This window comes from Luteolibacter rhizosphaerae (assembly GCF_025950095.1).
GTDB classification, from domain to species: Bacteria; Verrucomicrobiota; Verrucomicrobiia; order Verrucomicrobiales; family Akkermansiaceae; genus Haloferula; species Haloferula rhizosphaerae.
Window position 1 is genome coordinate 1 of sequence record NZ_JAPDDR010000017.1, and the last position, 26330, is coordinate 26330.

Annotated in this window: 28 protein-coding genes, 1 rRNA gene and 1 pseudogene; 17 read left to right on the forward strand and 13 right to left on the reverse strand. The window is 62.9% G+C overall.

All coding sequences use genetic code 11. From position 1 onward, the window contains the following. Window positions 1-78: ribosomal RNA gene (gene rrf, locus OJ996_RS26610) — 5S ribosomal RNA — on the forward strand; the annotation flags it as partial. Window positions 79-182: 104 nt separating this feature from the next. On the opposite strand, the gene OJ996_RS23740 is transcribed toward rrf, so the two are convergent. Both OJ996_RS23740 and OJ996_RS23745 read right to left on the reverse strand, forming a co-directional pair. Further along, on the reverse strand, window positions 183-455 hold the full coding sequence (locus OJ996_RS23740; protein ID WP_264516202.1) for a hypothetical protein: 273 nt from the start codon (window positions 453-455) through the stop codon (window positions 183-185). Between the two features lie 15 nt (window positions 456-470). Further along, window positions 471-830: a class I SAM-dependent methyltransferase gene (locus OJ996_RS23745; RefSeq protein WP_264516203.1), complete on the reverse strand. Its 360-nt coding sequence runs from the start codon at window positions 828-830 to the stop codon at window positions 471-473. 140 nt (window positions 831-970) lie between these two features. Here OJ996_RS23745 and OJ996_RS23750 point away from each other — a divergent pair, with 140 nt between their 5' ends. After that, window positions 971-2203 carry an MFS transporter gene (locus OJ996_RS23750; RefSeq protein ID WP_264516204.1) on the forward strand — a complete coding sequence of 411 codons (1233 nt, stop codon included), beginning with the start codon at window positions 971-973 and terminating at the stop codon, window positions 2201-2203. 1 nt (window position 2204) lies between these two features. Here OJ996_RS23750 and OJ996_RS23755 read toward each other — a convergent pair whose 3' ends face one another. Beyond that, window positions 2205-2927 (reverse strand): L,D-transpeptidase family protein, encoded by a 723-nt coding sequence (locus OJ996_RS23755; protein ID WP_264516205.1) that lies wholly within the window; start codon window positions 2925-2927, stop codon window positions 2205-2207. A gap of 14 nt (window positions 2928-2941) precedes the next feature. Then, window positions 2942-3931 carry an SAM-dependent methyltransferase gene (locus tag OJ996_RS23760; protein ID WP_264516206.1) on the reverse strand — a complete coding sequence of 330 codons (990 nt, stop codon included), beginning with the start codon at window positions 3929-3931 and terminating at the stop codon, window positions 2942-2944. A gap of 90 nt (window positions 3932-4021) precedes the next feature. Between OJ996_RS23760 and OJ996_RS23765 the strand changes: the two genes are divergently transcribed. The 3 genes from OJ996_RS23765 to OJ996_RS23775 all read left to right on the forward strand — a co-directional run bounded on the left by OJ996_RS23765 (window position 4022) and on the right by OJ996_RS23775 (window position 5986). Continuing rightward, complete coding sequence (locus OJ996_RS23765; RefSeq protein ID WP_264516207.1) at window positions 4022-4405, forward strand: hypothetical protein; 384 nt, start codon at window positions 4022-4024, stop codon at window positions 4403-4405. 64 nt (window positions 4406-4469) lie between these two features. Further along, window positions 4470-5063 carry a hypothetical protein gene (locus OJ996_RS23770; RefSeq protein ID WP_264516208.1) on the forward strand — a complete coding sequence of 198 codons (594 nt, stop codon included), beginning with the start codon at window positions 4470-4472 and terminating at the stop codon, window positions 5061-5063. Window positions 5064-5359: 296 nt separating this feature from the next. Further along, entirely contained in the window at window positions 5360-5986 is a 627-nt protein-coding gene (locus tag OJ996_RS23775; RefSeq protein WP_264516209.1) for a class I SAM-dependent methyltransferase, read from the forward strand. A 39-nt stretch (window positions 5987-6025) separates the two neighbouring features. Here the strand turns inward: OJ996_RS23775 and OJ996_RS23780 are convergent, their stop codons facing one another. From OJ996_RS23780 to OJ996_RS23790, 3 genes are all read right to left on the reverse strand, one after another. Next, window positions 6026-8359, reverse strand: coding sequence for a BNR repeat-containing protein (locus tag OJ996_RS23780; protein ID WP_264516210.1), 2334 nt, complete (start codon window positions 8357-8359; stop codon window positions 6026-6028). A 343-nt stretch (window positions 8360-8702) separates the two neighbouring features. Next, the gene (locus OJ996_RS23785) at window positions 8703-8990 is read right to left on the reverse strand and encodes a PF20097 family protein (RefSeq protein WP_264516211.1); all 288 of its coding nucleotides are present in this window, start codon (window positions 8988-8990) and stop codon (window positions 8703-8705) included. Between the two features lie 346 nt (window positions 8991-9336). Beyond that, window positions 9337-10497, reverse strand: coding sequence for a class I SAM-dependent rRNA methyltransferase (locus OJ996_RS23790; protein WP_264516212.1), 1161 nt, complete (start codon window positions 10495-10497; stop codon window positions 9337-9339). Window positions 10498-10648: 151 nt separating this feature from the next. On the opposite strand from OJ996_RS23790, the gene OJ996_RS23795 reads away from it, so the two are divergent. The 3 genes from OJ996_RS23795 to OJ996_RS23805 all read left to right on the forward strand — a co-directional run bounded on the left by OJ996_RS23795 (window position 10649) and on the right by OJ996_RS23805 (window position 12475). Further along, complete coding sequence (locus OJ996_RS23795; protein ID WP_264516213.1) at window positions 10649-10918, forward strand: hypothetical protein; 270 nt, start codon at window positions 10649-10651, stop codon at window positions 10916-10918. Between the two features lie 73 nt (window positions 10919-10991). Next, window positions 10992-11384, forward strand: coding sequence for an NYN domain-containing protein (locus tag OJ996_RS23800; protein ID WP_264516214.1), 393 nt, complete (start codon window positions 10992-10994; stop codon window positions 11382-11384). A gap of 80 nt (window positions 11385-11464) precedes the next feature. Beyond that, entirely contained in the window at window positions 11465-12475 is a 1011-nt protein-coding gene (locus OJ996_RS23805; protein ID WP_264516215.1) for a DNA polymerase III delta subunit-related protein, read from the forward strand. A gap of 3 nt (window positions 12476-12478) precedes the next feature. Here OJ996_RS23805 and OJ996_RS23810 read toward each other — a convergent pair whose 3' ends face one another. Then, window positions 12479-13090 carry a TPM domain-containing protein gene (locus OJ996_RS23810; protein WP_264516216.1) on the reverse strand — a complete coding sequence of 204 codons (612 nt, stop codon included), beginning with the start codon at window positions 13088-13090 and terminating at the stop codon, window positions 12479-12481. A 93-nt stretch (window positions 13091-13183) separates the two neighbouring features. On the opposite strand from OJ996_RS23810, the gene fabG reads away from it, so the two are divergent. Further along, on the forward strand, window positions 13184-13930 hold the full coding sequence (gene fabG / locus OJ996_RS23815; protein ID WP_264516217.1) for a 3-oxoacyl-[acyl-carrier-protein] reductase: 747 nt from the start codon (window positions 13184-13186) through the stop codon (window positions 13928-13930). Window positions 13931-13942: 12 nt separating this feature from the next. Beyond that, entirely contained in the window at window positions 13943-14419 is a 477-nt protein-coding gene (locus tag OJ996_RS23820; protein WP_264516218.1) for a SixA phosphatase family protein, read from the forward strand. A 79-nt stretch (window positions 14420-14498) separates the two neighbouring features. Here OJ996_RS23820 and OJ996_RS23825 read toward each other — a convergent pair whose 3' ends face one another. Together OJ996_RS23825 and OJ996_RS23830 are read right to left on the reverse strand one after the other, a co-directional pair. After that, the gene (locus OJ996_RS23825; RefSeq protein WP_264516219.1) at window positions 14499-16073 is read right to left on the reverse strand and encodes a family 43 glycosylhydrolase; all 1575 of its coding nucleotides are present in this window, start codon (window positions 16071-16073) and stop codon (window positions 14499-14501) included. Between the two features lie 157 nt (window positions 16074-16230). Continuing rightward, entirely contained in the window at window positions 16231-16779 is a 549-nt protein-coding gene (locus tag OJ996_RS23830; protein ID WP_264516220.1) for a rhodanese-like domain-containing protein, read from the reverse strand. Window positions 16780-16852: 73 nt separating this feature from the next. Here OJ996_RS23830 and pssA point away from each other — a divergent pair, with 73 nt between their 5' ends. After that, on the forward strand, window positions 16853-17710 hold the full coding sequence (pssA, locus tag OJ996_RS23835; RefSeq protein ID WP_264516221.1) for a CDP-diacylglycerol--serine O-phosphatidyltransferase: 858 nt from the start codon (window positions 16853-16855) through the stop codon (window positions 17708-17710). A gap of 30 nt (window positions 17711-17740) precedes the next feature. Beyond that, window positions 17741-18361, forward strand: a complete 621-nt coding sequence (locus OJ996_RS23840; RefSeq protein WP_264516222.1) for an N-acetylmuramoyl-L-alanine amidase family protein — start codon at window positions 17741-17743, stop codon at window positions 18359-18361. A gap of 139 nt (window positions 18362-18500) precedes the next feature. Here the strand turns inward: OJ996_RS23840 and lpxA are convergent, their stop codons facing one another. Then, window positions 18501-19277 (reverse strand): acyl-ACP--UDP-N-acetylglucosamine O-acyltransferase, encoded by a 777-nt coding sequence (gene lpxA / locus OJ996_RS23845; RefSeq protein WP_264516223.1) that lies wholly within the window; start codon window positions 19275-19277, stop codon window positions 18501-18503. 100 nt (window positions 19278-19377) lie between these two features. Here lpxA and OJ996_RS23850 point away from each other — a divergent pair, with 100 nt between their 5' ends. Then, on the forward strand, window positions 19378-20559 hold the full coding sequence (locus tag OJ996_RS23850) for an RsmB/NOP family class I SAM-dependent RNA methyltransferase (protein WP_264516224.1): 1182 nt from the start codon (window positions 19378-19380) through the stop codon (window positions 20557-20559). On the opposite strand, the gene OJ996_RS23855 is transcribed toward OJ996_RS23850, so the two are convergent. Beyond that, entirely contained in the window at window positions 20560-21144 is a 585-nt protein-coding gene (locus OJ996_RS23855; protein ID WP_264516225.1) for a L,D-transpeptidase, read from the reverse strand. A 373-nt stretch (window positions 21145-21517) separates the two neighbouring features. Here OJ996_RS23855 and OJ996_RS23860 point away from each other — a divergent pair, with 373 nt between their 5' ends. Then, window positions 21518-22306 carry a 3-keto-disaccharide hydrolase gene (locus tag OJ996_RS23860; RefSeq protein WP_264516226.1) on the forward strand — a complete coding sequence of 263 codons (789 nt, stop codon included), beginning with the start codon at window positions 21518-21520 and terminating at the stop codon, window positions 22304-22306. Window positions 22307-22350: 44 nt separating this feature from the next. Then, window positions 22351-23058, forward strand: a complete 708-nt coding sequence (locus tag OJ996_RS23865; RefSeq protein ID WP_264516227.1) for an SDR family oxidoreductase — start codon at window positions 22351-22353, stop codon at window positions 23056-23058. 509 nt (window positions 23059-23567) lie between these two features. Here the strand turns inward: OJ996_RS23865 and blaOXA are convergent. Then, a pseudogene (blaOXA, locus tag OJ996_RS26485) lies at window positions 23568-24356 on the reverse strand (class D beta-lactamase); the annotation flags it as partial. A gap of 148 nt (window positions 24357-24504) precedes the next feature. Here blaOXA and OJ996_RS23875 point away from each other — a divergent pair. Then, the gene (locus tag OJ996_RS23875) at window positions 24505-25725 is read left to right on the forward strand and encodes a TCR/Tet family MFS transporter (RefSeq protein WP_264516229.1); all 1221 of its coding nucleotides are present in this window, start codon (window positions 24505-24507) and stop codon (window positions 25723-25725) included. A gap of 38 nt (window positions 25726-25763) precedes the next feature. Next, window positions 25764-26327 (forward strand): sugar O-acetyltransferase, encoded by a 564-nt coding sequence (locus tag OJ996_RS23880; RefSeq protein WP_264516230.1) that lies wholly within the window; start codon window positions 25764-25766, stop codon window positions 26325-26327. The last annotated feature ends 3 nt before the right edge of the window (window positions 26328-26330 follow it).

Here is a 26330-nt window from a genome sequence, read left to right on the forward strand (position 1 = left end):
TCCGAACCCGGAAGTGAAACGCTGCAGCGCCGATGGTATTGGGACGACAGGTCCTGTGAGAGTAGGTCGCCGCCAGGTATTCGCCCGGCCCCGAGTAACATCGGGGCCGGGCGCTTTTTTGTACCCTCATGGCCGGGTGCAAAGCCGACGCGCGCCAAGTCGGCGGTAGACGGGGCGAATCCTCAGTCCCGTAGCACCAGGAAGTTGGTCGTGCGGAACTGCTCGAGCGCCTCGGTGTAGCCTTGGATCGGCTGAAGATCGCCCGCGGGTAGAATCCGGAACGTGGAGCCCATCCCATGAGCCCGGAAGAAGTGAGAGAAGTCCCGGAAGAAGGTGCGCGAGTCGATACCATGATGATCCAGCTGGCGCTTGGTCAGCGAAGCCAAGCCTGAGCCCTCCTCGTTGCAGAAGAGATCGAACTCCCCGGCAATCTTACCGAGTCCGAAGCGGTTCAAGGTGACATTCGCACGCTAGCCGCCGAACTTCTGCAGGATCGCATGGGAATAGCCCGATGGCTCGAAGCAGTGAACCTGATGGGGAGCTTCGACATTCTCATCAATCAGCCGGAGAAACTGCCCTTGGTTCGCGCCCACATCGAAGACGCAAAGGGGAGCGGAATCGGGACGCGCAAGATTCCGCAACTGCTTGACAATCAAATTCTCGCCGCTGAACAGAACGTCCGCCCCGCTCCCGATGCCCAAATGGCTCTGCGCATAGGAAATCACCCTTTCCAAGGAGCGTTGGACCAGACGGGACCGGGTCAGCTGGGCCAGAGCTGCATGGGTGACCTTGAACGGCAGGGTCTTCCGGATTCCTGATGGCTTCTTCATTCCGGCGCATCCTGTTCGCCCCCGATATTGCCTTGAAGCTCTTATTAACTTCGCAGGGCAAACCTTAATCCTTTCTGATCAGTTTCCCCGCTAGCAAGTGTGTCTTGCACCCGCCATCCTCCCCGCTAGCCTCCGCCGCCGTGACGCGACCCCCGCTTTCCCGCACTGCACCCGCAGTCATCAGCGGCCTCTGGATCGCCTTCTTCCTCTGGGGCATGGCGCCCGGCTACTACACGCCAGCCATCCCCAATATCCTCAAGGCGAAGGGCCTCGGGAGCGAATGGCTTTCTCTCGCCTTCTTGGCCGGCCCCGTCGCTTCGATGATCTCTCCGCTGATCATCGGCGCCTTGGCCGATAATCGTTTCTCCGCCCAGCGCGTCGTTGGCTTCTGCGGGATCATCAGTTCCTGTTTCTTGGCTTTCGCCTTCGCGGTCTTGGATCGGAACGGTCCGCCGGCATTTTTCATCAGCCTTCTCGCCTGCAGTTCAATCGTTGCAGCCCCCATGGCCAGCATGCTCGCCACGATCGCGATGGCCCACCTCCGATCAGGAGAGGAGGAATTCCCGATCGTAAGGCTCGGCGGCACTCTTGGCTGGATGGCGGCCGGCTACATTACCAGCTTCGTTATCTTCGCGGACGCCTCACCCAAGGCCGGCTACGCCGCTGCGATCACGCGCTGCGTTTGCGGAATCTCCTCATTCTTTCTCCCGAACACTCCTCCGCTCGGTAACTCGCGCTCTCTCCGCACGCTCCTTGGCCTAGACGCCTTCCGCCTGCTGAAAGAGCGAGATCATCTGGTCTTCTTCTCAGTAACGACCCTTCTCTCGATTCCTCTAGCGGCCTTCTTCATGCACACGCCGATGCATCTGTTCGCGCTCGGCAATGACAAGCCGACCGCGACGATGACGATCGGGCAGATCAGCGAAATCGCCGCGATGCTTCTCATGTCGGTCGTCATGAATCGCTTTCGCGTGAAAACGGTCCTGATGTTCGCGCTTGGTCTCTCCGCATTGCGCTATGGCTTGTTTGCGGTGGCTGGAATGAGTGGAGCGAGTGGATGGCTCATCGCCGGCATCTCGCTTCACGGTTTGTGCTACACGCTCTACTTCATCACGGGGCAACTCTTCCTGGATCGTCGGGTGGACCCGGGGATGCGGACTCAAGCACAAGGGCTGCTAAGTCTAGCGAGCAATGGCGTGGGATCCGTGATCGGAACACTCCTCGCCGTGCGGCTACACGACTTCACGGTGGGTGCACACAACGGTGATTGGGCGACTTACTGGTGGGTCCAGTGCGCTTGTATCGCGATTTGTATTCCGATTCTCGCGATCTTCTATCAGGGCGTGGCTGCCTCCAAGCGGGAAACGGCTTAGCTTAGGGGAGTTTCCATTCCGCCTTTTTGGTGGCGTACTCCGCTTGCGGAAGTAGGACGTAGATGGGCTGCTTGCCGGGATCGACCCACGCGATGAGTTGACGGAGCTTGGCTTCCTCCATGGTGGTGCAACCGGCGGTGGGTTTGGAGCCGGCGCCGCGCCAAATGTGGAAGAAAATGGCGCTCCCGTGGCCTGGAGACACTTTCGGGGGAGCATTATGTGCAATAAAGAGTTTCAATGAATGCGGGTAGTCATCCTGCTTCATCTGCTGCTTCTTCTCCCAAGCGCTGGCCGGTTCGTGATTGAGGACAAGGTGCTTGTTGTAGCTGGGGGAAAAAGGGTCCTCGACCCAGAGGTCGCGGGTGGTGACTTGGCGATAGAAGAGTTTCGGGTGTTTTTTGATGCCTTCGTGGGCACCCCAAGCACCGCCGAGGTGGAAGACGCCGGCGGGAGCGCGGAAGTCGCCTTCCTTCTTCACCTTGGCGCCGGGAGGCAGGGGATGGATGCCAAGTCCCCAGACCAAGCCATCGCGTCCGAGGCGGCCGGTCCAAGAGCCGAGGACTTCAACCCATTTGCCGCCGCGTTTCTCGTAGGCTTTGAGGGTGACGTTGGATGAGTTCCAGTCTTTGGCGACACCGACGATGCATTGGGTCGATTTGGCCGGGAGCTCGAAGCCGACGGCGGTGAGGGCGCTAGCGATGAGGATGAAGACGAAGCGGATCACGGGTCCAAGATGCGTCAATCCGCCCGGGGCGCAAGGCGCTGCTGATCGAGGACGAGGAAGGCTCCGCCCGCGCCCTGCGGATCGATCGCCTGGGCATCGGCGGGACGGGAGGGATCGGCGTGGGGCCGAAGGAACTCGGCTTGGGTCGTGAGTGCACGGGTTTCGAGCGAAGGGGAGGACCAGTCTTGGAGATCGGTGAAGTTGACGTCCGCGGTGAGATCCTGCTTGCCGGGATTGCCATAGGCATCCGGGCCCTCCAGTCGCTGCTGGAGGAGGTAGGCGCGGAAGGAGCCCCGGGGGCGGCGATGGTAGAGGGTGTCCACTTCTGCTCCATAGTCGATGGTCAGCATGCGACCGGCCCTCCAGTGTCCGGTCCAAGTATCGAGCCAAGCGTGATAGGCATCCATCACTTCCACGATTTGTCCGGAAGGGAAAGAGGACTGAAGGGCGGAGGATGAGGGAAGATCGGAGCAGGGTTCCCAGACTTCGGCGGGAGAGAGAAAGAGCTCGCTCCATCCATCCGGCTCACGGCGGAAGCGGCGTACGGGGAAGGCATCGACAAACTCGTTCGAGTAGATGCAGGCACGACCGCCGCAAGCTTCGAGGGCTTCATTGATCGAGGCATGCCAGCGGACCTTGGGGCCGAGGAGACTCTGCTGTCGGGCGCGGAGGGGGGAGGAGGTTTCGACGAGGTGAATCCTGGTGCGGAGGCGTTGCCACCACGGTAGGGCTTGGATCACCGCACGGGCGAGCAGGCCTTCGCCGGGGCCGAGTTCGATCAGATCGCGGCAGCGGGTCTCGCGAAGCGCGTCGAGAGCCCACGCCGCGACCGCCTTGCCCAAGGCCGGTGTGAGCATGGGGGTGGTGGTGAAGTCGCCACCCTTACCCACGGCGCGGATGCGACGGGCGTAGTAACCGCGGTCCGGATCGTGGAGCGCGAGGTCCATGAAGCGGTCGAAGCGAAGCTTTCCGCCGTCTTTCCATGGCCAGTTAGAGGAATTCATCGTAGGTCGGCTTGACGGGTCGCAATCCCTCTTCCATTCCTTCAGTGGGTGAAGGGTGTTTGGATCGGGATCATGCTGTTGCTTCCGCTCGTGTCTTGCGAGCGAAACGAGCCAGTACGCCCGGCGGAGCAGGGACAGGGCGAGGTGAAGGAGGCGGCAATGGCAGAGCCGTCGAAGGAGGAGGACGATGCGGTGCTGATCGAGAAGAAGCCACCGGTGGCCGAGCCGGTGTCCGGTCAGCCGGGAATGGTGATCAGTCCCTACAATGGCAAGCCCATCGATGTGAAGGGAATCGCTCCCGGGACCCTGGTAGCGGATCCGACGTATCCGATGGAGCAGAAGAAGTATTTCCGCGTGCCGGAGCCGCCGAAAAGCGAGGCTGAGCCGCCGAAGTTGTTAGATCCGGCGGACCTGATCCGGCCGATTCCGTCGAAGGAGGTGCGGGAGGAGGAAGGGGCGAAGGAGAAGCCTTGAGGAATGGTAGCCGGGACAAGGTGGCTCCTTGACGTGGAGGCTTGTCTTCGATTCATCTGGGAGGATGAAGATCCGAACCTGCCTTGTGTTGTCTGCCCTAGCCCTTTCCTCTTGTGACAAAGGGGGTGAAGCGGCGGGAGGTGAGGCCGCGAAGGCGGGACCGAAGAAGAGCAGCTCTGCTCTGCCGAAGCTGACCGAGGCCGAGTCGAAGGAGCCGGCGAGGGAAGGAAAGAGCGGCGAGCGGGAGGCGAAGCCCAAGAGGCCGCCGGTGGCGACTCCGGCGGTGGGTCAGCCGGGGAAGGTGATCAGTCCCTTCAGTGGTGAGATCGTCGATGTGGGCGGGAAGTCGAAAGGCGAACTGGTGGAGGATCCGAAATATCCGGGCGATGCGAGCAAGCAGTTCGAGGTGCCGGAGATGAAGGAGACCATCCCCGAGGCTCAAGTGGTGCCCGGGAAGCCGGGCTACGTCATGAGCCCGTATAATAACAAGGTCGTCGATGTGCGGGGCATCCCCGCTGGACGCTTGGTGGCGGATCCCACCTTCCCGGCGGCGGAGAGGAAGCACTTCCGGATTCCTGCGGGAGTCGAGGAGGATGGGAATGCGTCGCTGCCGGAGAATATCGATGTGCCGCAGGATAGTGCGCCGCCGGAGGAATGATCGCGACGGGGCGCCGATTTGAAAGCGGGGAGAGTTGAGAGATTTGAGATCTGATGTTTCAGGCTCCAAACTTGGGAATCTGGAATCATCGATACAAAGGAATCCGGGGCGGGACGGATTCGACGAGGAGGTGAGGCAGGTCGCGGGCGTAGCTGCCCAAACCGGTGCCAGCGACAGTAAGGTCGCTGCTCCTTATGCGCAGAATTCGGGGCGAGTGGGATATGGAAAGGGAATTCCAATCGCCATGGGATTCCGAGGTGCGAGAGAAGAAGGGATTCTAGGAATCCCCGGATCTCATGCGAAGCCTCCTAGCCCCCATTGCACGATTGCTTCTTCCATCCGACTTCCGGCTCTATCTGAGGACCCGGCGGATGGGTGGTCACTTCCGCTTGCGGACTCCGGACCGGATCTTCCTGGAGGACGAGGTAGTTCCGTGGCTGCGGGACCAGGCCGGGGTGAAAGCGGTGCTGGATGTCGGCTGCGATTGGTATACCCGCGCCTACCCGGATCTAACAGGTGCGGAGCGCTACGAGACGATCGATCTGGATCCGGCGAAGGCGAGGCATGCGAGAAGCAGCAAGCACCATGTCGGATCGGTGCTGGAGTTGGACCGTCATGTGGAAGCCGACGCCTTCGATCTGATCATGTGCAATGGCGTGCTCGGATGGGGAGTGAACGAGCGGAACCAGATCGCGGAGGCTGCGGGGCAACTGGCGAGAGCCTTGAAACCCGGAGGGTGGCTGGTGCTGGGTTGGAATGATGTTGATCCCTGGCGCCCGGCTTGCCTGAAGGCATTCGAGATCGCGCCCCTAAAGCGAGTGCTTTTTCCGCCTGCGGGTTCGGATACCCATCTAACCGAAACCAAGTCGCGGCACACTTATCGCTTCTTCAAGCATTCCATGGTTGCAAGCGATCGGAACTGAGTGGCAGGGCCTTTTCCGGTGGGAAGGCGGATGAAGGAGCTACTTCTCCGCGATCCGGACGAAGCGCTGGCGGGCATCGGCCGGGGCGCGGTAGATCAGATCATTGCGAAAGCCATCGCCACGAATTTCGATGGAGTCCGGCGCTGCGGGAAGGGCAGGGTGCGCGGAAAGATCCAAGAGGGTGGTCCAAGTCGATAGATCGGTGGAGGCTTGGAACTCGAGCGGCAGCGAGGCGAGCGGGAGAGGGAGGTGAAACTCCCGCGGGCGGGCAGGATTCATCACCGGCCTAAGAGGTCGATCCGGAGTGGCGGGAGCAGTGATCAGCCGCTTGTGGAGCAGCAAGCGGTTCTTGATGGTGGAGCTTACGACATACGACCGCGGAGCAACGAGGTAGACTTGCCCCGAGGGATCGGCGGTGACGCGGACCTCATCCCCGTATTCCTGATTCTCGGCGATCGGGACGACGGTCTCCTGGCGCCAGTAGTTGCCGACATACTCCGCGAAGTTGAGCATGTACGAGCGAGGATACTCGCGGGTACTGACCCATGCGGCAATCGGGCGGCCTTTGGCGAGTGCGAGGGAGGGGCGGGAAGAGTGGCCGATGCCTTCATCGAGGCGTTCGATCCGGTAGTTGCCGTTCTTACCGGTGAAGGTGAAGAGGGCGGAGTCGGACACATAGAGGCCGTGAAGGTTTCCGTCCGCAGTGGCGACGAGACAGGTATAGCGGACATTCGAGAGCTGGAACTCGCGCTGCCATGTGGCTCCGACCTTCTTGTAGAATCCGTCCGAGGTGAGGATGTGAGGGACCTCCTGGCTATCGACGGCGACGGCGGAATGAGTGGTGGCGCTCACGGCGGCGACCTGGCTGGTCTGCCAAGAGCCGTTCCGCTTCGCGGCATAGTAGATCCAGTTCCCGCTGCCCGAAATGTAGACGGGGAAGGTGGCATGAGGATTGCCGGCGGAGTCCAAGGCGAGCGAGTAAATTGCGGTCGAGCTGCTACCACCGGTGTTAACCGGGATGGGATCGCTGGTGAGGGAGGTGCGGCTGCCAAACCAGTGGAAGGCGCCGGAGAGCGCGTGAAGGGGACCTCCCGGTTGCCTGACATACTCGACCTGTGCAGTCTGGTGTGCGACCGAAGCGTTGGTCCACGAGCCATTCGCCAAGGAATACTCGCGGTTTCCTGCCGGATCCTCGAAGTGATAGGCGTAGACGCGGGGATCGTCATTCACCGGTGCGACGACACCGAGCAGGCGCGCATCCGGGGAGCCCACCACGGTGATGTCGGAATGATTCCATGAGGAAGGGATACGGGTCTGATGACGGACGAGGCTGCCCTTCGCACCGAGGAGATGGGGGATGCCGTTGTCATCGACGAGCACGCGGTGATGGGTCGTGGTAGGGAATGTGCTCCAGACTCCCTGCCTGCGGACCCGGAGTTCCATCATGCCGACGAGGTAGACCGTGCCATCCGTTGATGCGGCGAGGCTATCCCTGGTACCGCTGGCCCAAGGTTCGCCGGGTTGCTCGATGGAAGACCATGAGCCATTCCTGAACTCGCGATAGGCCCCGGCACCGGCAACGCGAAGGATGCCATCCCGCCCGCAGGCGAATGCGCCGAGATTCCCTTGAAGGATGGTGGTGGAAGACCAAGTGCCATTCAGACGTGATGCGTGCCGGGTGTGATTCGGGGGGCCGCCGCTGATGGGGCTGTACTCGATGTAGGCGATGTGTGGCTGGCCGTCCGGCAGGATGGCGAGCCGGACCGAAGAGACGGAGGCGTAGTCGACGACCGGGCGGACCAGCTCGTAGGTCCATGCGGAGGCTTGGCGGCGGTAGAGGCGGACCTCATCGCTGGAAGGATAGCCAGTGTAGAGGGGGCAATTGATGGCGACGAGGGGTGTCCCGTCGGGTGCGAGATCGAGATCAAAGCTGTGACCGCCGCTGGAGGTGAGGATGGGTTCCGGTGTGGACCAGGCCGACTCCTTGAGGCGCGAATAGTAAAGGGTATGGCCCCAGGCGAAGTTGACGGGGTAGTAGGTGCGGACCTCATGGATCATCACGATGTCCCGGCCGGTGGCCTGCACTTGGACCGCGGTGACTTCACCAGAGGTAGTGAGGATAGGCTCGTCGATCTTGTTGCCGTTCCGCCATCTGACCGAGCGCAGGGAGGCGGGGTTGGTGGTGCCGTAAGCGACGAAGGGGTATCGCGATTCCGAGAGGGTGAGATCACAAACGACTCCGCCATATTGGGGGTCCACGCCGGTGGCGGTGGCGACGGTTTGATTGCCCCAGACAAAACTCTCGTCCATGGGGTGGGCCGCAGCGAGGAGGGGGAGGAAGGCGGCGAACAGGAGGGTGAGGCGGAGAAACATGGACAAGGGGGACGCGGGGAATTCAGGCGGAGCCGGGACAGCTTCGCAAGCGACAAGGATCGCGAAGCGGATCTCCCGCGTGTGAAGGCGGTGCGAACCGTGGATGAAAACGCGGAGATCAGCGTTGAGCGTTATCGGTCCGGCTTGAACTCAATGCCGTTAAGGACTCGTTCTTCAGAAGCAATCCACATCGGACTTCGGGCAGATTGCCCACGGATTACACGGATTACACGGATGAGACTGTGTGGGTTTTCCAAGGATGGACTTCCCTTGTCGACTTTCCGGATCCTGTCTCTAAATCCATCTGATCCTCTGAATCGGTGCAGTGGGGGGCTCCTCAAGCCTAAACGGCATTCGGCTTGAGTTGGAGGATGGCGAGTCCGCACGAGGGGCAGCGGTGCCCGGGGGCGCGGGGCGTGGTGAGGGTGAACTCGAAGGATCCTCCGAAGATGGTGAGGCGCTTCCTCGGGAAGAAGCGCCATCCGGTCGGAGAGCCCTTGGTTCTCCAGTAGATGTGGCCGGTGACATTCCCTTCCTGCATGGGACTGCCGCAGTTCGGGCAGTTCACTGCAGAGAGCGGGGCGGCGGAAGTGTTTTGAGGAGTTTGATATGGGTTGTCGGAATCAGCCATGGAGGGGTGCCTCTCTATGAGCCTTGGATGCTATCCCGGTCATTAGGGGAGGCAAGGAAGCGGTGTCCGGCTGTGTTGCGGGATTTGGGCCCGGTCGCGTGGCCGAGATGGATGGGCGGGCCGCGTTGGTCGCTTCGCAGGCACGGTGGGGCGGACTGAAGATCCGCGGTCCCGGGTGGGACGATGAGGGGCAGATTCTGTTAGATGCTGTTACGAATCCGGTGAAGCGGGGGGAGAGGGGATATCGAACGAGAACAGGATGACGACTTCCGGGCGGACGCAAGCAGCCGGAAGCACGAAGTGCTTCCGCTACCATGGGGGCGGGGTGGGGCGTGCTCCTAGGGGATCAGCGCCCGGCCATGAGTTCGGCGGTGATGCCTTTGAGATACTCGGTTTCCGGGATGGCGAGGAGGACGGGGTGGTCGGGGCGCTGGCCGTGGTTGGCGAGGAGGCGCAGGGACTTCTTCGCGTCCACGGCGGCATCGACGAGGTTCGATTGGAAGAGCTCGCGGCTGGCGTGGTGGGAGCAGCAGAAGGTGGAGAGGATGCCGCCCTTATCCAAGAGCTTGAGGGAACGGAGGTGGATCTCCTTGTAGCCGCGCATGGCGTCCATGAGGGTCTTCTTGTTCCGCGTGAAGCTAGGGGGATCGAGGATGATGAGGTCGTAATCCGGGGAGGCGTGCTTGAGGAAGTCGAAGACATTGTGGCCGATGACTTCGATTTCGAGGCCGTTCAGCTCGGCGTTCCGGCGGGCGGCGGCGCAGGCGCTTTCGGAGATATCGACGGCGGTGACTTTCGCGGCACCGGCCTTGGCACAGGCGAGGGCGAAGCCGCCTTGGTTGGTGAAGCAATCGAGGACGCGCTTGCCCTTGGCGAGGGCGGCGACTTCGGCATGGGACTGGAGCTGGTCAAGGTAGAGGCCGGTCTTCTGACCGTCGAAGAGGTCGATCTCAAACTTCAGGTCGTTTGCCTCGACGATGAAGGCGCCGGGGTTCGAGCCGTGGACCATGGTGATTTCCTGCTCGATGCCCTCGGCCTTCAGGACCGGGGAGTCATTGCGGAGGATGATGGAGTCCGGAGCGACGAGTTCCTGGAGCGCGGCGACGATGAGATCGAGGCGCTGGCGCATGGCCAAGGTGAGGGTCTGGACGACGACGTGCGGGCCGTAGCGGTCGATGATGAGGCCGGGCATGCCATCGGATTCGCTCCAGACGAGGCGGGCAAGGGTGGGATCGATGCCGGAGCGCTGGCGGAGATCGATGGACTGCTGGATGCGGCGGAGGAAGAACTCGGCATCGAGGTCCTGTTTCCGGCGGGAGAAGCGGCGGGCGACGATCTGGGAGGCGGGATTGTAGATGGCGCTACCGAGGGATCGGTCTTGGAAGTCCTTGAGCGTGATGACGTCGCCCGGCTGGGGATCGCCGAAGGATTTCTTCACTTCGGTGGCGTAGACCCACTCGTGGCCGTGGAAGATGCGGGCGCGGGGAGCGATGATAAGACCGGGCATGACTTGGGGGGAAGCTTGGGGCGGGGAGGGTTCCGGGCAAGGCTGAAAGGTGCCTCCGGGCGGTGGTCCTGCGGGGCTGGCGTTTATTCTGAGGGATTTCCTCTTGCTACCCGGGCGGGCGGGGCCTTAAAACCCCGCCCCGACCAATATCATGGGCCAGCAAACCAAAACGATCGTCAAGCGCCGCCGCCGCAAGCTCTACCTGAAGCGGAAGAAAGAGCAGAGCAAGGGCGGAGTCGCCAAGAAGACCTCCGTGGCGAAGAAGTCGGACGGCGCGCCTGCCAAGAAGGCTGCCGCGAAGAAGGCTCCGGCCAAGAAAGCCGCCGCGAAGAAGGCTCCGGCCAAGAAGGCCGCGAAGTCCGAGGACAGCGAGGCTCCGGAAGCCACCGAAGGTGCCGACGCTCCCGCCTCCGAGGAGTAAAGCGCTTCAAAGTAGCAATTATTTTCAGGGAGCCGGTTGCGATTCGTGACCGGCTCTCTTTCTTTGTGGCGCGGTGGAGCAGCTTCTTATTGTGGACGGACATAGCGCGATCTTCGGGATCGAGGCACTGCGGGAACTGCACCACGGGCCGAAGCGGCATCTGGCGCGGCACGAGCTGATCAAGGCGCTGCGGGACATCGGGGACCGCGGGGAGTGGAAAGTGGTAGTGGTCTTCGACGGTCGGCACACGGAGCGCGGCTACGAGGGTGGAAACGAGGACGGGATCCTGATCATCTACTCCAAGGCACGGGAGACGGCGGATGCGGTGATCGAGCGGCTGGCGGCGCGCTTCGCGGAAAAGGGCGACCGGGTGATGGTGGCGACCAACGACGGGATGGTGCAACTGACGGCCACGACCTTCGGCGCGGAAGCGATGAGGATCGAGGAGCTGGAAGAGTGGATGTGAGCCAAGAGCCAAGAGCCAAGAGCCAAGATTTGAGAGTTGGGGATTGAAGGGTGGGGGATTGAGGGCTTGCATCGCCCGCGATGGCTTTCCCGCCCGACCATGCCTTTGAACTGGTGAAGTCCGCCCATGAGCGCGGGCGTCTGGCGCATGCCTTCCTGATCAGCGGCCCGCGGGGCTGCGGGAAGGAGCGGCTGGCGGCACGGATCGTGAAGCTGCTGCAAGGCGGCGGTGGGGGCGGGGGCTTCGATCTCTTCGGCGAGCCGGTGGTGGAGGAAACTCCGCCGCTGGACGAGCTGGAGGGCGAGTGGGTGCGGATCGTGAGGCCGCAATCGAAGTCGCGTAGGATCGTGGTGGACGCGATTCGGGAGCTGGAGAAGAGCCTTTACGTTTCCTCCGGGAGCAACTGGAAGGTGGGCGTGATCGTGGATGCAGACCGGATGGCGGCCGCGTCCGAGAATGCCTTCCTGAAGACACTGGAGGAGCCGCCGCCGCGGACCCTGCTGCTGCTGCTGACGCCGAATCCGGGCGCCCTTTTGCCGACGGTGCTTTCGCGCTGCGTGCGGATGCCGCTGACGGGGGTCACCGATCTGATGGAGGGCGCCGGCGGAGAGCTGGTGCGGGCGCTGGACCAGGCCTCGAAAGGGGGCTTCGGCTCGGCGACGGTGGCACTGACGCTGAAGTCGGTCTTCGCGACGATCCTGGAGCAGCGGAAAGCGGAAGCGGTGGAAGCCGCGGAAGCGCAGCTGGCCGAAGAGGAGAAGGCGCTGAACAAGGGTTTCGAGGGCGATTATCTGAAGCGGCGCGAGGAGGCGCTGAAGGCGGCGGCGGAGTCCGAGTATCTGGAGGAGCGCTCGCGCTTGTTCGAGGTGCTGCAGTCCTGGATGGCGGATGTACTGCGCTGCAAGACAGGCGTGGCGGCCGGGCTGGATTTCCCGCTTTCGGCAGAACAGACGCTGGCGGTGGCCGCGACCGAGGATCTGCCGCAACTGGTGCGGCGGATGGAGGCGCTGGGCGAGCTGCGCTCGACGCTGGACACGAACGCGCAGGAGCAGCTGGCGCTGGAGGTGGGTTTCCTGAAGGCCTTCGCCTGAGGATCAGAATTCCTTGCCGCGGCCGGATTCTGCCTGTGCTTTGAGACCGAAGCCAGCGGCGACTTCGAGCGCGGCATTCTCTAACAGACGGTCGAGGCCGGCGATGACATCGAGGATCCCGCGGGTCCAGTGACCGTTTTTCCATGCGGGCTCGGAGAGTTCCAGCAGATGGTCCATCGCTTCGTCGCTGAGGAAGGGCTCGAGGCCGTAGCCGACGGTAAGTGCGGAGCGGCCTTGGCGGGGATCGATGGCGAGGAGGATGGCGTGGTTATTCTCGCCGCGGGAGGACTCGGTGGAGAGGCCGCCGCAATTGAAGAGCCAGAAGACGTGGAGGGAGAAGGGATGCTCCTGCGGGAAGTGGTGGAGCAGGACGTGGAGCGAAATCTGGGGGAAGGTCCAGGCGAGCTTGCCGCCGACCTTGGCGATTTTTTGAACCTCCTTCTTCGAGAGCGTGCCGGTGGTATCGCAGACGCCGCGGCTGATGCGGGGGACGGCACCGAGGATGGCGGTGGCGCGGTCGAGAGTGAGATGGCAATGCAGGCACTCCACCGCGGTTTCGGCGAGGGGGTGACTGCAATAGGGGCAGCGCATGGGGCCGATGTAAGCGGCGGGCACGAGGGGGCGGAAGAGCAAAGCGCGGCTTGCCGGAGAAGGGCGGAGGGCATTTCTCCATTGGCAAAGCTCCCGGGCCCGTCGCACGCTCCGTGCATGCAACGCTTTGCAGGAAAGACGGCTGTGGTGACGGGCGGTGGACGCGGGATCGGTGGCTCGATCGCGATGGCATTCGCCGCCGAGGGGGCGAAGGTGGCCGTGGTGAGCCGCAGTGAATCGAGCTGCGGGAAGTCCGCGGAGGAGATCAACGCGCTCTATCCGGGAGCAGCGAAGGCTTATGCGATCGACGTGGCCGACCACGAAGCGGTGCAGGAGCTGGGCAAGACGATCATCGCGGACTTCGGCACGGTGAACATCCTGGTGAACAATGCCGGGGTGACGCGGGACGGCCTGCTGATGCGGATGAAGGAAGAGGACTGGGACACGGTGCTCGATACGAATCTCAAGGGTGCCTTCAACACGGTGAAGGCTTTCATGCGGGTGCTGATGAAGGCGGAGGATCCGCGGATCATCAACATCGCCTCCGTGATCGGCCTGATCGGCAATGCGGGGCAGGCGAACTACGCGGCCTCCAAGGCGGGCTTGATCGGCTTCACGAAGTCGGTGGCAAAGGAGCTTTCCGGACGCGCGGTGACCTGCAATGCGGTGGCACCGGGCTTCATCACCACGGACATGACCGGCGAGCTGCCGGAGAAGGTGCGCGAGGAGGTGCTGAAGAACATTCCGCTCTCCAGCTTCGGCGAAACGGGTGACATCGCTGCGGCGGTGCTGTTCCTGGCGAGCAAGGAAGCCCGTTACATCACCGGGCAAGTTCTTGCTGTCGATGGCGGGATGACGATGTAAGTTTGCCGGTCCATGGAACTGCTCGTCATTCGTCACGCAAAGGCCGAAGCCCACGGGCATCCCGGCGGGGATGGCGAGCGCGCACTGGTCGCCAAGGGCTTCGAGCAATCGGAGAAGCTGGGTCGGTTTTTGAAGAAGATCGACCGGCGGCCGGACGTCGTTCTAACGAGTCCGCTGGTGCGGGCGCGGCAAACGGCGGAGCGGCTGTGTGAAGCTGCGGAAATGCCGGGGCCGGTGGTGCAAGGCTGGCTGGCCTGTGGAATGGACCCGGAAACGGCGATCCGCGAGCTGGTGGCCTTCAGCGATTTCGGGCGCGTGGCGATCGTCGGGCACGAGCCGGATTTGTCCTCGCTGATCGAGTGGCTGTTAGGTTGCAGCGGGAGTTCGGTGGAGGTGAAGAAGGCGAGTATCAGCGGGTTGCTGGTGCATCCGCCAGCGTGGCACGCGCGGCTGTTGTTTCACATTCCGCCGGGGATGGTGGGAGAGTGAGACCCGGAAAGACCGCGATGGCCGACCTTTCCGGGAACTTTCTGAGCAGAAAGGGGCGCGAGACGCGCCCCCTCCTTGTTCAAGGCTTCGTGTAGCGGAGCTCGAAGGAATCGAACTTGCCGGTGTCGCCCGGCTTGCCGGCGACGACGAGACCGGCGCGAGGGGCGCGGTCCCAAGGCGGAATGAAGGCGCCGTCGATGGAGGGCTCGCCGACGGGCTTCCAGTCCTTGCCATCGCCACTGGCGGAGAAGCTGAAGAGGTGGCCTTCGCGGACGCTCATGCGGAGCTGGGTCTTGGAGCCTGCGGGAAGGGCGGTGCTGGCGAGCTGTTTGGCTTCGCCTTTCTCGACCTTCGAGAGGACGACGTTCTCGCCTTCGATGCGGAGGGCGAAGGCACTTTTGGAGTCGCCGTAGATGGCGATGCCCTCTTGTACGGGGCCGCTTGGGTCGATGGTGGCGGTGAGGGTGTAGTCGCCCTTCTGGACGCGGGTGCCGAAGAAGGTTCCGGCGAGGCTGGGCTCGGCGGCATCCGCGACGCCGAGTTGAAGCTGGCCTTCCGCAACGCTGGTCTTGGGCTCGCGCTGGAGATCCCACAGCCATGAGGGCGAGAGCTCGGGCGTGTCGAAGGTTTGAACGAAGTCGGCGGGCAGAGGAGCTTGCGACTTGCCGAAGGGAGAAGCCGCGGTGGTGGCAGGGGTGGTGCCATCGGCGAAGATGGGCCAGCCGTTGTCTTGCCAAGTGAGTTCGCCGAGCATGCCCTGGCGACCGGTGTAGACGTTCTCCTTCTTGTTGTAGGCGTGGTAGAGGAAGTAGCTGCGCTTGTCGGGGAGATCGACCAAGGTGCCGTGGCCGGGGCAGGTCCATTCATCGCCGCCGGAGAGGATGGGGTTCACGGGGGAGGGTTCCCATGGGCCCTTCAGGCTCTTGGAGCGGGCGACCGAGAGCTCATAGTCGCAGCCCCTGCCGCAGCAGCCCTTCGGCGAGTAGAAGACGTAGTACCAGTCGCCGCGGCGGGTCATGACCTGACCCTCGGCGGAGATCGGCTTGCCATCGGCCTTCAGGATCTCGACCGTCTCGCCCTTCAGCTTCAGGAGATCATCGGTCATTTCCTGGAAGATGAGGGTGACGTCCTTGCCGCGCTCCAGACCGTAGGCTTTCCAAGAGAAGTAGAACTTGCCGTCGTTGTCCTTGAAGACGAAGCCGTCGATGGCCTCGGAGCCCCATTCGCAGATGATGCCGTGATCGGTGAAGCCCTTCGACGGGTCCTTACTGGTGGCGACGCCGATCACTGAGATGTTATCCGACTTCTTACGAGCGGTGTAGTAGACGTAGAAAGTGCCGTTGTGATGGTAGAGCTCGGGGGCCCAGAAGCTGCCCGAGGTCCACTCCGGCTTCTTGTCGAAGACATGGCCGACGTGCTGCCAGTTGACGAGGTCCTTTGAGGTGTAGATCGGGTAGTAGGGCGCCCACTCCGAGGAAGTGCCCGTGGCGTAGTAGGTATCGCCGACGAGGATGACGCTGGGGTCGCAGAAGTCACCGGCGATGACGGGATTGCGGAAGGTCGCGGAAGGCGCGTCTTGGGCGGAGGCTTGGAAAGAGACGGTGGTCAGGGCGGCGACCACCAGTGAAACGTGTTTTCCGAGGAGCGGATTCATGCGTCGTATAGGCCATGGCGGTGAGGCGGATGGCAAGGAGGGTTTGCGAAGCAGGGCAGGCGATGAGCCCGCTTCGCCGCGAGCGGGTTGATCTAACCGCTAAATGCGCGAAAAAGCGCCAAATCTGAACGACCAAGCATCGGGAACGCCGCGGCGATCAATCGATCTCCAAGCGGTATCTGGGAAGCTTGGGGTCGATGTCCTGGCTCCATGAGTCGATGCCGCCTTTGAGGGCGCGGGTGTTCTTCATGCCGTGGCCGAGGAACCAGGCGCAGGTGTCGAGGACATGCTTGCCGCTGTGGTCGTGGAGGATGATGCGGCGCTGGGGATCGGCGGAGAAGATCTTTTGTTGGAGATCCTGATCGAGGAAGACGGCGCCGGGGATGCTAACGGCTTCGTGCTCCTCGCGGGTGCGGGTGTCGAGGAGCAGGGGCGGAGCCGGGGAGTCCAGCTCGGCCTTGAGCTCCGCGGGGGAGATCATCATCGACTCATCGTGCGCGTGACTGGCGAGGAGATGATCGCGCACTTCCGCGACATCGAGGGGGCCGGAGCGCGCGCAGAGTTCGGCAAGGGTCTCCGTATCCGCGAAGCCGCAGCTCTGGCAGCCGCCGAGGTGATAACGGGAGAAAAGCGCGCGACGGGCACCGGGGAAGGTGCCCATGATATCGCCCATCGGGGTCTCGGCAGTGATGCTGGCGGGGTCCACGCCGGGACGCTAAGCGGCCCCGGGAGGATTTTCCACTGTTTCAAGTCGGGTTTCGGGGCCATGTTCCCGCCACATGCGCCAGATTGACCCTAACGAGCCGCGGATCTACTTCCTGCCGAATGCGATGACGGCGGGGAATCTCGCCTGCGGCTTCTTCGCGGTGCTGACGATCTTCAATGGCATCCTGGAGGCCACCACCGAGAGCGGCTATGATTTCGCGAAGGCCCAGCCCTTCTACGAGAAGGCGATCCTGCTGATCTTCGCCTCGTGTATCTTCGACCTTCTGGACGGAAGATTGGCACGTCTGGGGGGAAAGGAATCGCCCTTCGGCCGGGAGTTCGACTCGCTGGCGGACGTGATCTCCTTCGGCATGGCGCCATCGATGCTGATGGCGAAGGCGGTGCTGCTACCGATCGGTGATCTGGGATGGTGGCTGGCCTGCATTTACGTGCTCTGCGGGGCGATCCGTCTGGCCCGCTTCAACTGCTTGGCCGCGCTGCCGAAGTCGGCGAACGTGGGCACCGATTTCCGGGGGATTCCGATCCCGATGGCGGCGGGTTTCATCTCCTCGCTGACCTATCTGATCATCTATTTCAACGAGACCGACCGCAATCTGGGGGCATGGAAGTATGTGCTGGCCGGAGCAATGCTCGGACTCTCGATCCTGATGGTGAGCAACGTGCGCTACCCTAGCTTCAAGAAAGTGGGATGGCGGACACGGGCGACCCCGCTGTTGATCGTCTCCGCGGTGGTGACGGTGATCGCGACGGTACGATACCACCACATCATGCCGGCGGTGCTGTTCAGCGCCTATCTCCTGTATGGGCTGGCGGTGCGGCCCTTCCTCTCGCCGAAGGTCACGCATGAGATCGAAGATGTGGATGATGGTCCGGACGAGACAGGGGAAACGGGGCCTGGGGAATCCATTTGATTAAGATCACTTAATCATCTATGGGGGGCTATGCCTGCGTCCCCCTCCACCGCCGGCCCGGCGTTCTGGCGAGCGCTCCGGGTGTTGGTCCTGCTGTCCTTGGGACTATTAGCCCAAGCGCAGGCTCGCTTCTCGACGGTGGTGATCGATGCCGGGCACGGCGGTAAGGACAAGGGGGCCTACTGGGGCGGGGTGAGGGAATCCCATCTGACCCTACAAGTGGCGCAGCGGCTGGAGGCGCTGCTGAAAAAGAAGGGGATGAAGACGGCGATGACGCGGCGGAGCGACACCTTCGTCTCGCTGGGCAGCCGGGTGGCGGTGGCCAACCGACACCGGTCCTCGGTGTTCGTGAGCATCCATTTCAATGCGTGTCCGGACCGGCGCTACCGGGGTGTGGAGACCTTCTATGCCGGGCCGGCGGGGCGGAAGCTGGCGGTGGCGATTCAGGGCCGGCTTGCCTCGCGGCTGAAGACGAGCAATCGCGGGGTGAAGCAGAAGAGCTACAAGGTGCTGCGCTTGACCTCGAGTCCGGCGGTGCTGGTGGAGTGCGGCTTCATGAGCAACACGGCGGAACGCGGGCGGTGCCGGACGGCGGTTTATCAGCAGGCGGCGGCGCAGGCGATTTGTGACGGGATCATAGCGGCGCGGTGAGCCCGATGGGTAAGGGGTGGACTCCTTATGCCCCTTCAGGGCTCCACTTGTTTTTCGGAGGTCACCCAGAGTTGCGTCGCGTTGCTCCTTACCCTGGGCTATCTCCTAGCCCCCTTTGGGGCTCGAGATCTAAAGAAGGTCAGGGGCTCATCACGCCCTTCTTAGATGGGCTGGAGACGGCTTCAATGAAGCTCTTGGCGCAGGCGGGCCAGTCGAGTTCGGCGGCTTCCGCGAGAGCTTCGTGGCGGCGCTTGAGGGGGTGGAAGACGAGCTGGTAGGCGCGCTTGATGGCGGCGCGTTCATCGGCCGTGAGGCCGGCGCGCTTGAGGCCGACCGAGTTCAGGCCGGCGAGCTGGTTGATGCCATAGGCGATGCAATAGGGCGGCACGTCCTGGCTGACGGCGGTGAGGCCTTGGACCATGGCGAGGTCGCCGACTTTCACGAATTGGTGGAAGCAGGCGGTGCCACCGAGGAAGGCCTTGTTTCCGACATGCACGTGGCCTCCGAGTAGGACGTTGTTCGCGAGAATATTGTTATCCCCGAGCCGGACGTCGTGGGCAAGGTGCACGCCGGTCATGAGGAAATTGCCTTCGCCCATGACGGTGTCGCTGCCGGACTTCGAGCCGCGGTGGATGGTGACGTATTCGCGCAGGGTATTGCGCGGGCCGATCACCACGCCGGAGGTGCAGGATGAGTCGAAAGAAAGGTCCTGTGGATCGATGCCGACAATGGAGCCCCAGCCGATGCTGCTGCCCTCCCCGATGCGGGTGCGGCCGGAGATGGAGACATGGCCGGCGACCTTCACTCCGGCGGCGAGCTGGACCGGACCCTCGATCACGGAGAAGGGGCCGACGCTGACGTCATCGTCGAGTTCGGCTTCCGGAGAGACGAGGGCGGTGGGATGGATCTGCGGCACGGCGGCTTATTAGCGACGGGTGGGGCAGGGGGCCAGCGGCAAGGCGGGCATCCGGCAAGATCGGCGTTGAGAATCGCCGGGGCTCCCGCATGCTGGCGGGGTGAGGATACACCGGACGCTGGCGGAGGGATGTGCAGGGATTCTGCGGGAGGTTTTCGATCAGGGCCGCGTGCTGGACCGGATCCTGGAACAGGTCTTCCGCGCGAACCCGAAGTGGGGCAAGCGCGACCGCGGATTCATCGCGGAGACGGTTTTTGAAGTGACCCGCTGGCGTCGCGCATTGGCCTTCGTGGCCGGGAGCGAGACCTTGCAAGCGCTGTGCGCGGCGCAGTGGAACCGGGCCGGGCTGGAGGTGCCGGAGTGGTGGGTGTGGGAGGGCTACCGGATTCCCGAGATGACGGCTCGTGAGGAGCTGCTGGGCTCCGAGCCACGGGCCATCCACGAGTCGATCCCCGACTGGCTGGACCAGCGGGCGTCCGAGGAGTTGGGCGAGGAATGGGATCCGCAACTCACCGCCCTGAACCGGCGGGCTCCGGTATTCCTGCGGGTGAACCGGCTGCGGCTGACCCCGACCGAGGCGATCGGCTGGTTGCTGGAGAACGGGGTGGAGTCGGCCCTAGTCCATGGGGTGCCGGATGCGCTGGTGCTGCCGGACGGGCGCAGCCTGCCGAAGGGGCTGGCCGGCGAAGGTCTGGTGGAGATTCAGGATGCGGGCTCCCAGACGATCGCACCGCTGCTGGATGTGGAGCCGGGGATGCGGGTGGTGGATGCGTGTGCCGGTGCCGGCGGGAAGACGCTGCATCTGGCCGCACTCATGCAAGGCAGGGGGGAGATCGTGGCGATGGATGTTTCGGCGGCGAAGCTCTCGGAGCTAAGGCGGCGGGCGGCCCGGGCGGGCACGCGGATCATCCGCACGGAAACTTGGCGGGAGGACACTCTGAAGCGCTATGCGGGTTGGGCGGACCGGGTGCTGATTGATGCTCCCTGCTCCGGGCTGGGAACTCTGCGGCGTCAGCCGGATCTGAAGTGGCGGCTATCGGAGGGGGCGCTGGAGAAGACGCGGCGACTGCAGCGGCGGCTGCTCGATCACTATCCGGGCCTGCTGCGGCCCGGCGGGAAATTCGTCTATGCGACCTGCTCGGTACTGCCCTCCGAGAATGAAGGGCAGATCGAGCTGCTGCGGGAGCGGGACGGGCGGTTCGCGGTGGAGGAAATCCGTAAAACTTCCCCCGCAGGGAGTGGCTGGGACGGGTTCTTCGCGGCGCGCTTGGCGGTCCCCTGATCAGGCGTCCAGACGCTTCTGGCGGGTGGTCGTGCCGCTGAGAACTTTGACCGGGGTGCCGACCTTCACCGCTCGATAGAGGGTCGGAACGAAGTCGCGGGGGAGGCGGATGCAGCCGTGCGAGGCTGCCTCGCCGGGGACAGGGATTTCTCCGGCATGGAGGCCTACGCCGTAGTTCGTGATGCGCATCCAATAGTGCATCGGGGCGGGGTGGTAGAACTCTCCTGCGGGCACCGGAGTGGTCGGTTTGGCATCGCCATTCGTGACGTTTCCTGCCGCGTCCGCGATCCAGCCATAGCGGTTGGAATGCTTCAAATCCATCTTCTCGGTGACGGTGTAGCTGCCCGGGCGGGTTGAGTGGCCCTCCTTGCCGGTGGAGACGAAGGACCAGCCGACGGGTCGATCGCCCCTCTTGTAGGTGGCCACCTGCTTAGCCAGATCAATCTCCACGCTCAGCTCCCCGGGACCGCCGTCATCGTTCCAATCGTGGAGAACCTGGCTGGCTTTCGGGGGCTCCTTCGGCTGGAAGAGGGTGCAGGAGGGGAGGAATGGAATCAGGAGGAGGAGGGCGCGGGAGGCGTTCATGCTGCGTTTGGAACGAAGAAAGAGTAAGACTCTTAGCTGCAGTATTTCCAGCACTTTATTCAATTCAAACATGTGAATAAGTCAAATGGATGCGTGATCAAGCGAGTAACGAAAAGATTCAATCGGCAATACGAGCGGTTGATTGTGCTGATGGTTGACGAGAATGATTCAGTTAATATTGTAGCGTTAAAATATTCTTTAAATACTTTTCACAAATGCATTACGAAAAATAAGAACAATTATTATAACAATAGTTGGAATCGGTTGATTGAAGTGGAAGTGCTTGTTTGGTTCATGTGCGGATCAAGCGTTTGAATTTGGTTCCTTTTCTGCGGCATTGCCATGCAGGGGCTCCTTCGCTTTCATTGGCTGAATGAAATGCCGGATCTTTTCCCCGCTTTGCTTGGCCGCCCTCCTCGGATCTTTTACCTCCCCCGCGGCCGGAGAGGAGCGGCCTTGGGTGAAACTCTTCAACGGGCGCAACCTTGATGGCTGGACGCCCAAGTTCGCCGGGCACGCGGTGGGCGTGAATCCGTTTGATACATTCCGTGTGGAGGACGGGATCCTCAAGGTGTCCTACGCTGGCTACGACAAGTTCGCCGGGCAGTATGGGCATCTCTACTCGAACTTGGCCTACTCCAGCTACGTCCTGAGGATGGAGTATCGCTTTGAGGGAAAAATGATTTCTGATGCCCCCCACTACGTGAACCTCAACAGCGGGGTGATGTATCATTCTCAATCGCCTTTAAGCATTGGCTTGAAGCAGTCGTTTCCGGTCAGTCTGGAGTTCCAATTCCTCGCCGACGAGGGGAAGGGAAAGCGGTCCACGGGGAACGTCTGCACCCCCGGAACGAATCTGGAGATCGAGGGGAAATTGGTGATGCAGCACATCGTGGAATCGACGGCTCCGACCTTCCCGGCGGATGAGTGGGTGAAGATCGAGCTGGAGGTCCACGGCGACCGGGAAGTGATCCACCGGGTGAACGGGAAGGAGGTCCTGCGCTACCAGAATCCGCAGCTCGACCCGGAGGGTCAAGTGGAGTCGAGCAAGGCACTCTACGAGGCGGGGGCGAATCAGGCGCTGAAGGCCGGGCACATCGCGCTGCAGGCGGAGGGGCAGGGGGTGTGGTTCCGGAACATCGAGATCAAGGCGCTGGAGTAGGAGGGTCGCCTTGACGGCGGTCGCTCCCGGAGCGATGGGCGGAGATGGCAGCGAGGAAGCGGAAGCGGGTGGCGATCGTCACCGGGGCGGTAAACGGCATCGGTCGGGGGATCGCCAAGCGGCTGGCGGAGGATGGCTGGGAGGTGGTCGCCGCCGATCTGAAGCCGGGTCGGAAGTCGGCGGGGATCCATCCGTTGGCCACCGATGTCCGGTCGGAGGCGGCGATCAAAGAGTTGGTGGAGGGAACGCGGAAGAGCTTCGGCTGGATCGACGCGATTGTCTCGAATGCGGGGGTGAGCGAGTTCAGGTCGCTGGCGGAGTGCACGCTGGAGGACTGGAACCGGGTGATCGCGACGAACCTGACCCCCGCCTTCCTGCTGGCGAAGGAGGCGGAGAAGGACCTGAAGAAGTCGAAAGGGGCGATGATCCTGGTGGCCTCTACCCGGGCGCACATGTCCGAGCCGGACACGCATGCCTACAGTGCGACGAAGGGCGGGCTAGTGGCCCTGACCCACTCGCTGGCGATCAGCATGGGGCCGGAGGTGCGGGTGAATTGCATCTCGCCGGGCTGGATCGATGTGTCCGGAGGCAAGCTGTCGAAGGAGGATCACGAGCAGCACCCGGCGGGAAGGGTCGGCCGGCCGGAGGACATCGGGGCGGCGGTGGCCTTCCTGCTGTCCGAGGCCGGATTCATCACCGGCGCGGAGCTGGTGGTGGACGGGGGTATGACGCGGAAGATGATCTACCGCTGAGGAACGTCTGAAGCGTCCTTGAAGAATTCAAAGAAGCTCTCGGGAGGCATCTGCTCCGACATGAGCCCCGGACCGGAGATCTCGATTTTCACCCCATGGGCGGCGCGGGTTGCCTTCACCTGTCTGATCTCGGGCCGGTCGAACGTATAGTGGGTCAGGATCGATACCGGATCGGATCCCTCGAACTCATAAAGGACAGCGCGCAGAGTCCTCGGCTCCGGCCATCGAGGCACTTGAACGGGGAAGGTACGCGAGAAGAAGCCCATGTAGGTTGCCAAGAGCTCGGCATCTTCAATTCTCCATTCACGTTTCACCCTGCAGGTGAATTCCCTTCCTTGTTTTGAAGTGTATTGGAGAAGACTCAGGCGGATTCCCGTGAAGGTTTTCTCCAAAAATTCAGCAGCTTGTTGCTGTGTTTCCGGGCTATCCTTGGCTTTCCCGTATTCTTGCTTCCGTAAGTGCTCGTTGCCGGGAGTGTAGAAGTCAGGGTAAAAGAAGACTGTGTTCCATGGAGGCGGCCCCAAAGACAACAGGCATTCCTTAAGGATCGCCATTCGTTTCGGGGCCTCGTCCAAGCCGCTCATATCGATGTTGAGAGCAAAGGGAGTGTGGGTGCCTCCCCATGTCACCCACCCGACAATCCAGCCAATCTGAGGCTTGGTTGCCGTGCACCAACCGGTCTTGAAATGGACTGTGCCGTGCTCGAATTTCTCGGTGGAGACGATGGCGCGGACCTGCTGCATGGTTTCCTTCTTGAGCGGGAGCTCGTCTGCGAGCAGGCGGCGGATGAACTCGACCTGCTCGGTGGCGGAGATGGTGAGGGGGCCATCGAGCCAGAAGCGGTCGATGACCTTGCCGGTCTCCATGTTGCCGTAATTCAGGGCCTTGACCCCGGCGGCCATGCGCTCCGGGCCGATGCGGCGGGCGAGTTCTTGGTAGATAGGGACGGCGGAAACGCGCATGCCGTCCTTCAGCGACATATCGTGCTCCCATTCCTTGAAGAGCTGGGGCTTGCCGCCGTAGGGGAGGATTTCGTCGGGGCTCTTCACGGTGCCGGTGTCGAGGCCGATAAGAGCGTTCGCGATCTTGAAGGTGGAGGCGGGGATGAAGCGCTGCTTGGCGCGCTCGGGATTCCAGACCCTCAGGGCGGCGGACGTGGGATCGAGGATGGCGAGGGTGCCGGTGGCCTGCTCCTTCTGAAATGCTGTGCCGAAGCTTCGGTCCACGCGGGGTGTGGGCTCGGCGTGGAGCGGGGTGAGAAGGAGGATGGTGCCCAAGATGCAGGCGGCGCGGATCATGGTGATTCCGGTAGGCTCGGAGCGGGTGAGGTGCAAGGGCGTGGTGTGGTGAGCTGGGCCTGAGCGAATGAAAGCGGCGATGCTTGCCGAAGATCAATGCTGGGGATTTGGGTTTCCGAGGTGGGGGTAAGGGGGCAGGCTCGCTGCCATGGCCCGGCCGAAGCCCGCGATCATCTTCATCTTCATCACGCTGTTCCTGGATATCTTCGGCATCGGGGTGATCGTGCCGGTGCTGCCGAAGCTGGTGGAGGAACTGCAGGGCGGCGACTTGGAGGCGGCGGCTCATTCGGTCGGCTGGCTGGGGGCGCTATACGCGCTGATGCAGTTCATCTTCTCCCCGGTGCTGGGGAGTCTTTCGGATCGCTTCGGGCGCAGGCCGGTAATCCTCGCCTCGCTGTTCGGCTCGGGGATCGACTACCTGGTGCTGGCATGGGCACCGACGCTGGGCTGGCTGTATCTGGCGCGGATCGTCTCCGGGATCACGGCGGCGAATTTCTCCGCGGCGAGTGCCTACATCGCGGACGTGACGCCGCCGGAGAAGCGGGCGGCAGGGTTCGGGATGATCGGCGCGGCCTTCGGGCTGGGATTCATCGCGGGTCCGGCGATCGGCGGTCTGTTAGGCGCGCATGGCTTGCGGACGCCCTTCCTGGTGGCGGCCGGGATCACGCTGCTGAACTGGCTCTACGGGGCCTTCGTGCTGCCGGAATCACTGGCGAAGGAGAACCGGCGGCCCTTCACTTGGGAGAGTGCCCACCCGATCAAGGCGCTCACCGCGCTGTCGCGCTGGCCGGTGGTGATGGGGTTGGCCGGGACGCATTTCTTCAGCATGCTGGCGGGCAATATCTATCCGGCGCTGTGGGTGCTCTACACCGGCTTGCGCTACGGCTGGGACAGCAGGCAGGTGGGGATCTCGCTGGCGCTGGTGGGAGTGATGGCGGCGATCGTGCAGGCGGGGCTGGCGGGCAAGGTGATCGCGAAGATCGGCGAGCGGCGCGGGGTCTATCTGGGGCTGCTGGCCATGGCCGTGGCGATGTTTTGCTATGGGGCAGCGACGGACGGCTGGATGGTCTATGTCATCATCTTGATCGGCTCGATCGGTGGTATCGGATCGCCCGCGACGCAGTCGATGATCTCGCGGGCGGTGTCGGCGGACGAGCAGGGGGCGGTGCAGGGAGCCTTGAATAGCATCACCAGCATTGCGGGCATCGTGGCACCGGTGCTGTGGACGGCTCTGTTCTCATGGTCGATCGCGAAGGACCGGGCCTTTCCCTTGCCCGGGCTGTCCTTCTATGGGGCGTGCGCCGTGTCGCTCGCGGCGGCGGGCTTGGCATGGCGCGCATTCCGGAAGGCGGGATTGTCGAGCCCCTGAGCCGTTGCGCTGAAGTGGATGTCGCCTAGGATGGCGGCATGGACGCGCGGACGGAGAAGGAGAAGATGCTGGCGGGCGAGCTCTATCAGGCCTTCGGCGAAGAGTTATTCCAGGAGCGGCAGCGGGCGAAGGCGCTATGCCGGCGTTTCAACGCGACGACGGAAGAAGAGATGCCGGCACGCGATGCAGTGCTGCGGGAGTTGCTGGGGAGTTGCGGGGCAAATGCCTTTGTGGAGCCGGGCTTCCGGTGCGACTACGGCTACAACATCCATGTGGGCGACAACTTCTACTCGAACTACGACCTGATCATCCTGGACGTCTGTGAGGTAAGGATCGGGCACAATTGTTTCATCGCGCCGCGGGTCTCGATCTTCACGGCGGCGCACCCACTGGATGCTCCGACACGGATTGCGGGCTGGGAATTCGGGAAGCCGGTGACGATCGGGGACAACGTGTGGATCGGCGGTCACGCGGTGATCAATCCGGGTGTGAAGATCGGGAACAACGTGGTGATCGCGGCGGGCGCGGTGGTGACGAAGGATGTGCCGGACAACGTGGTGGTGGCAGGTGTGCCGGCGCGGGTGATCCGGGAACTGGAATGAGGA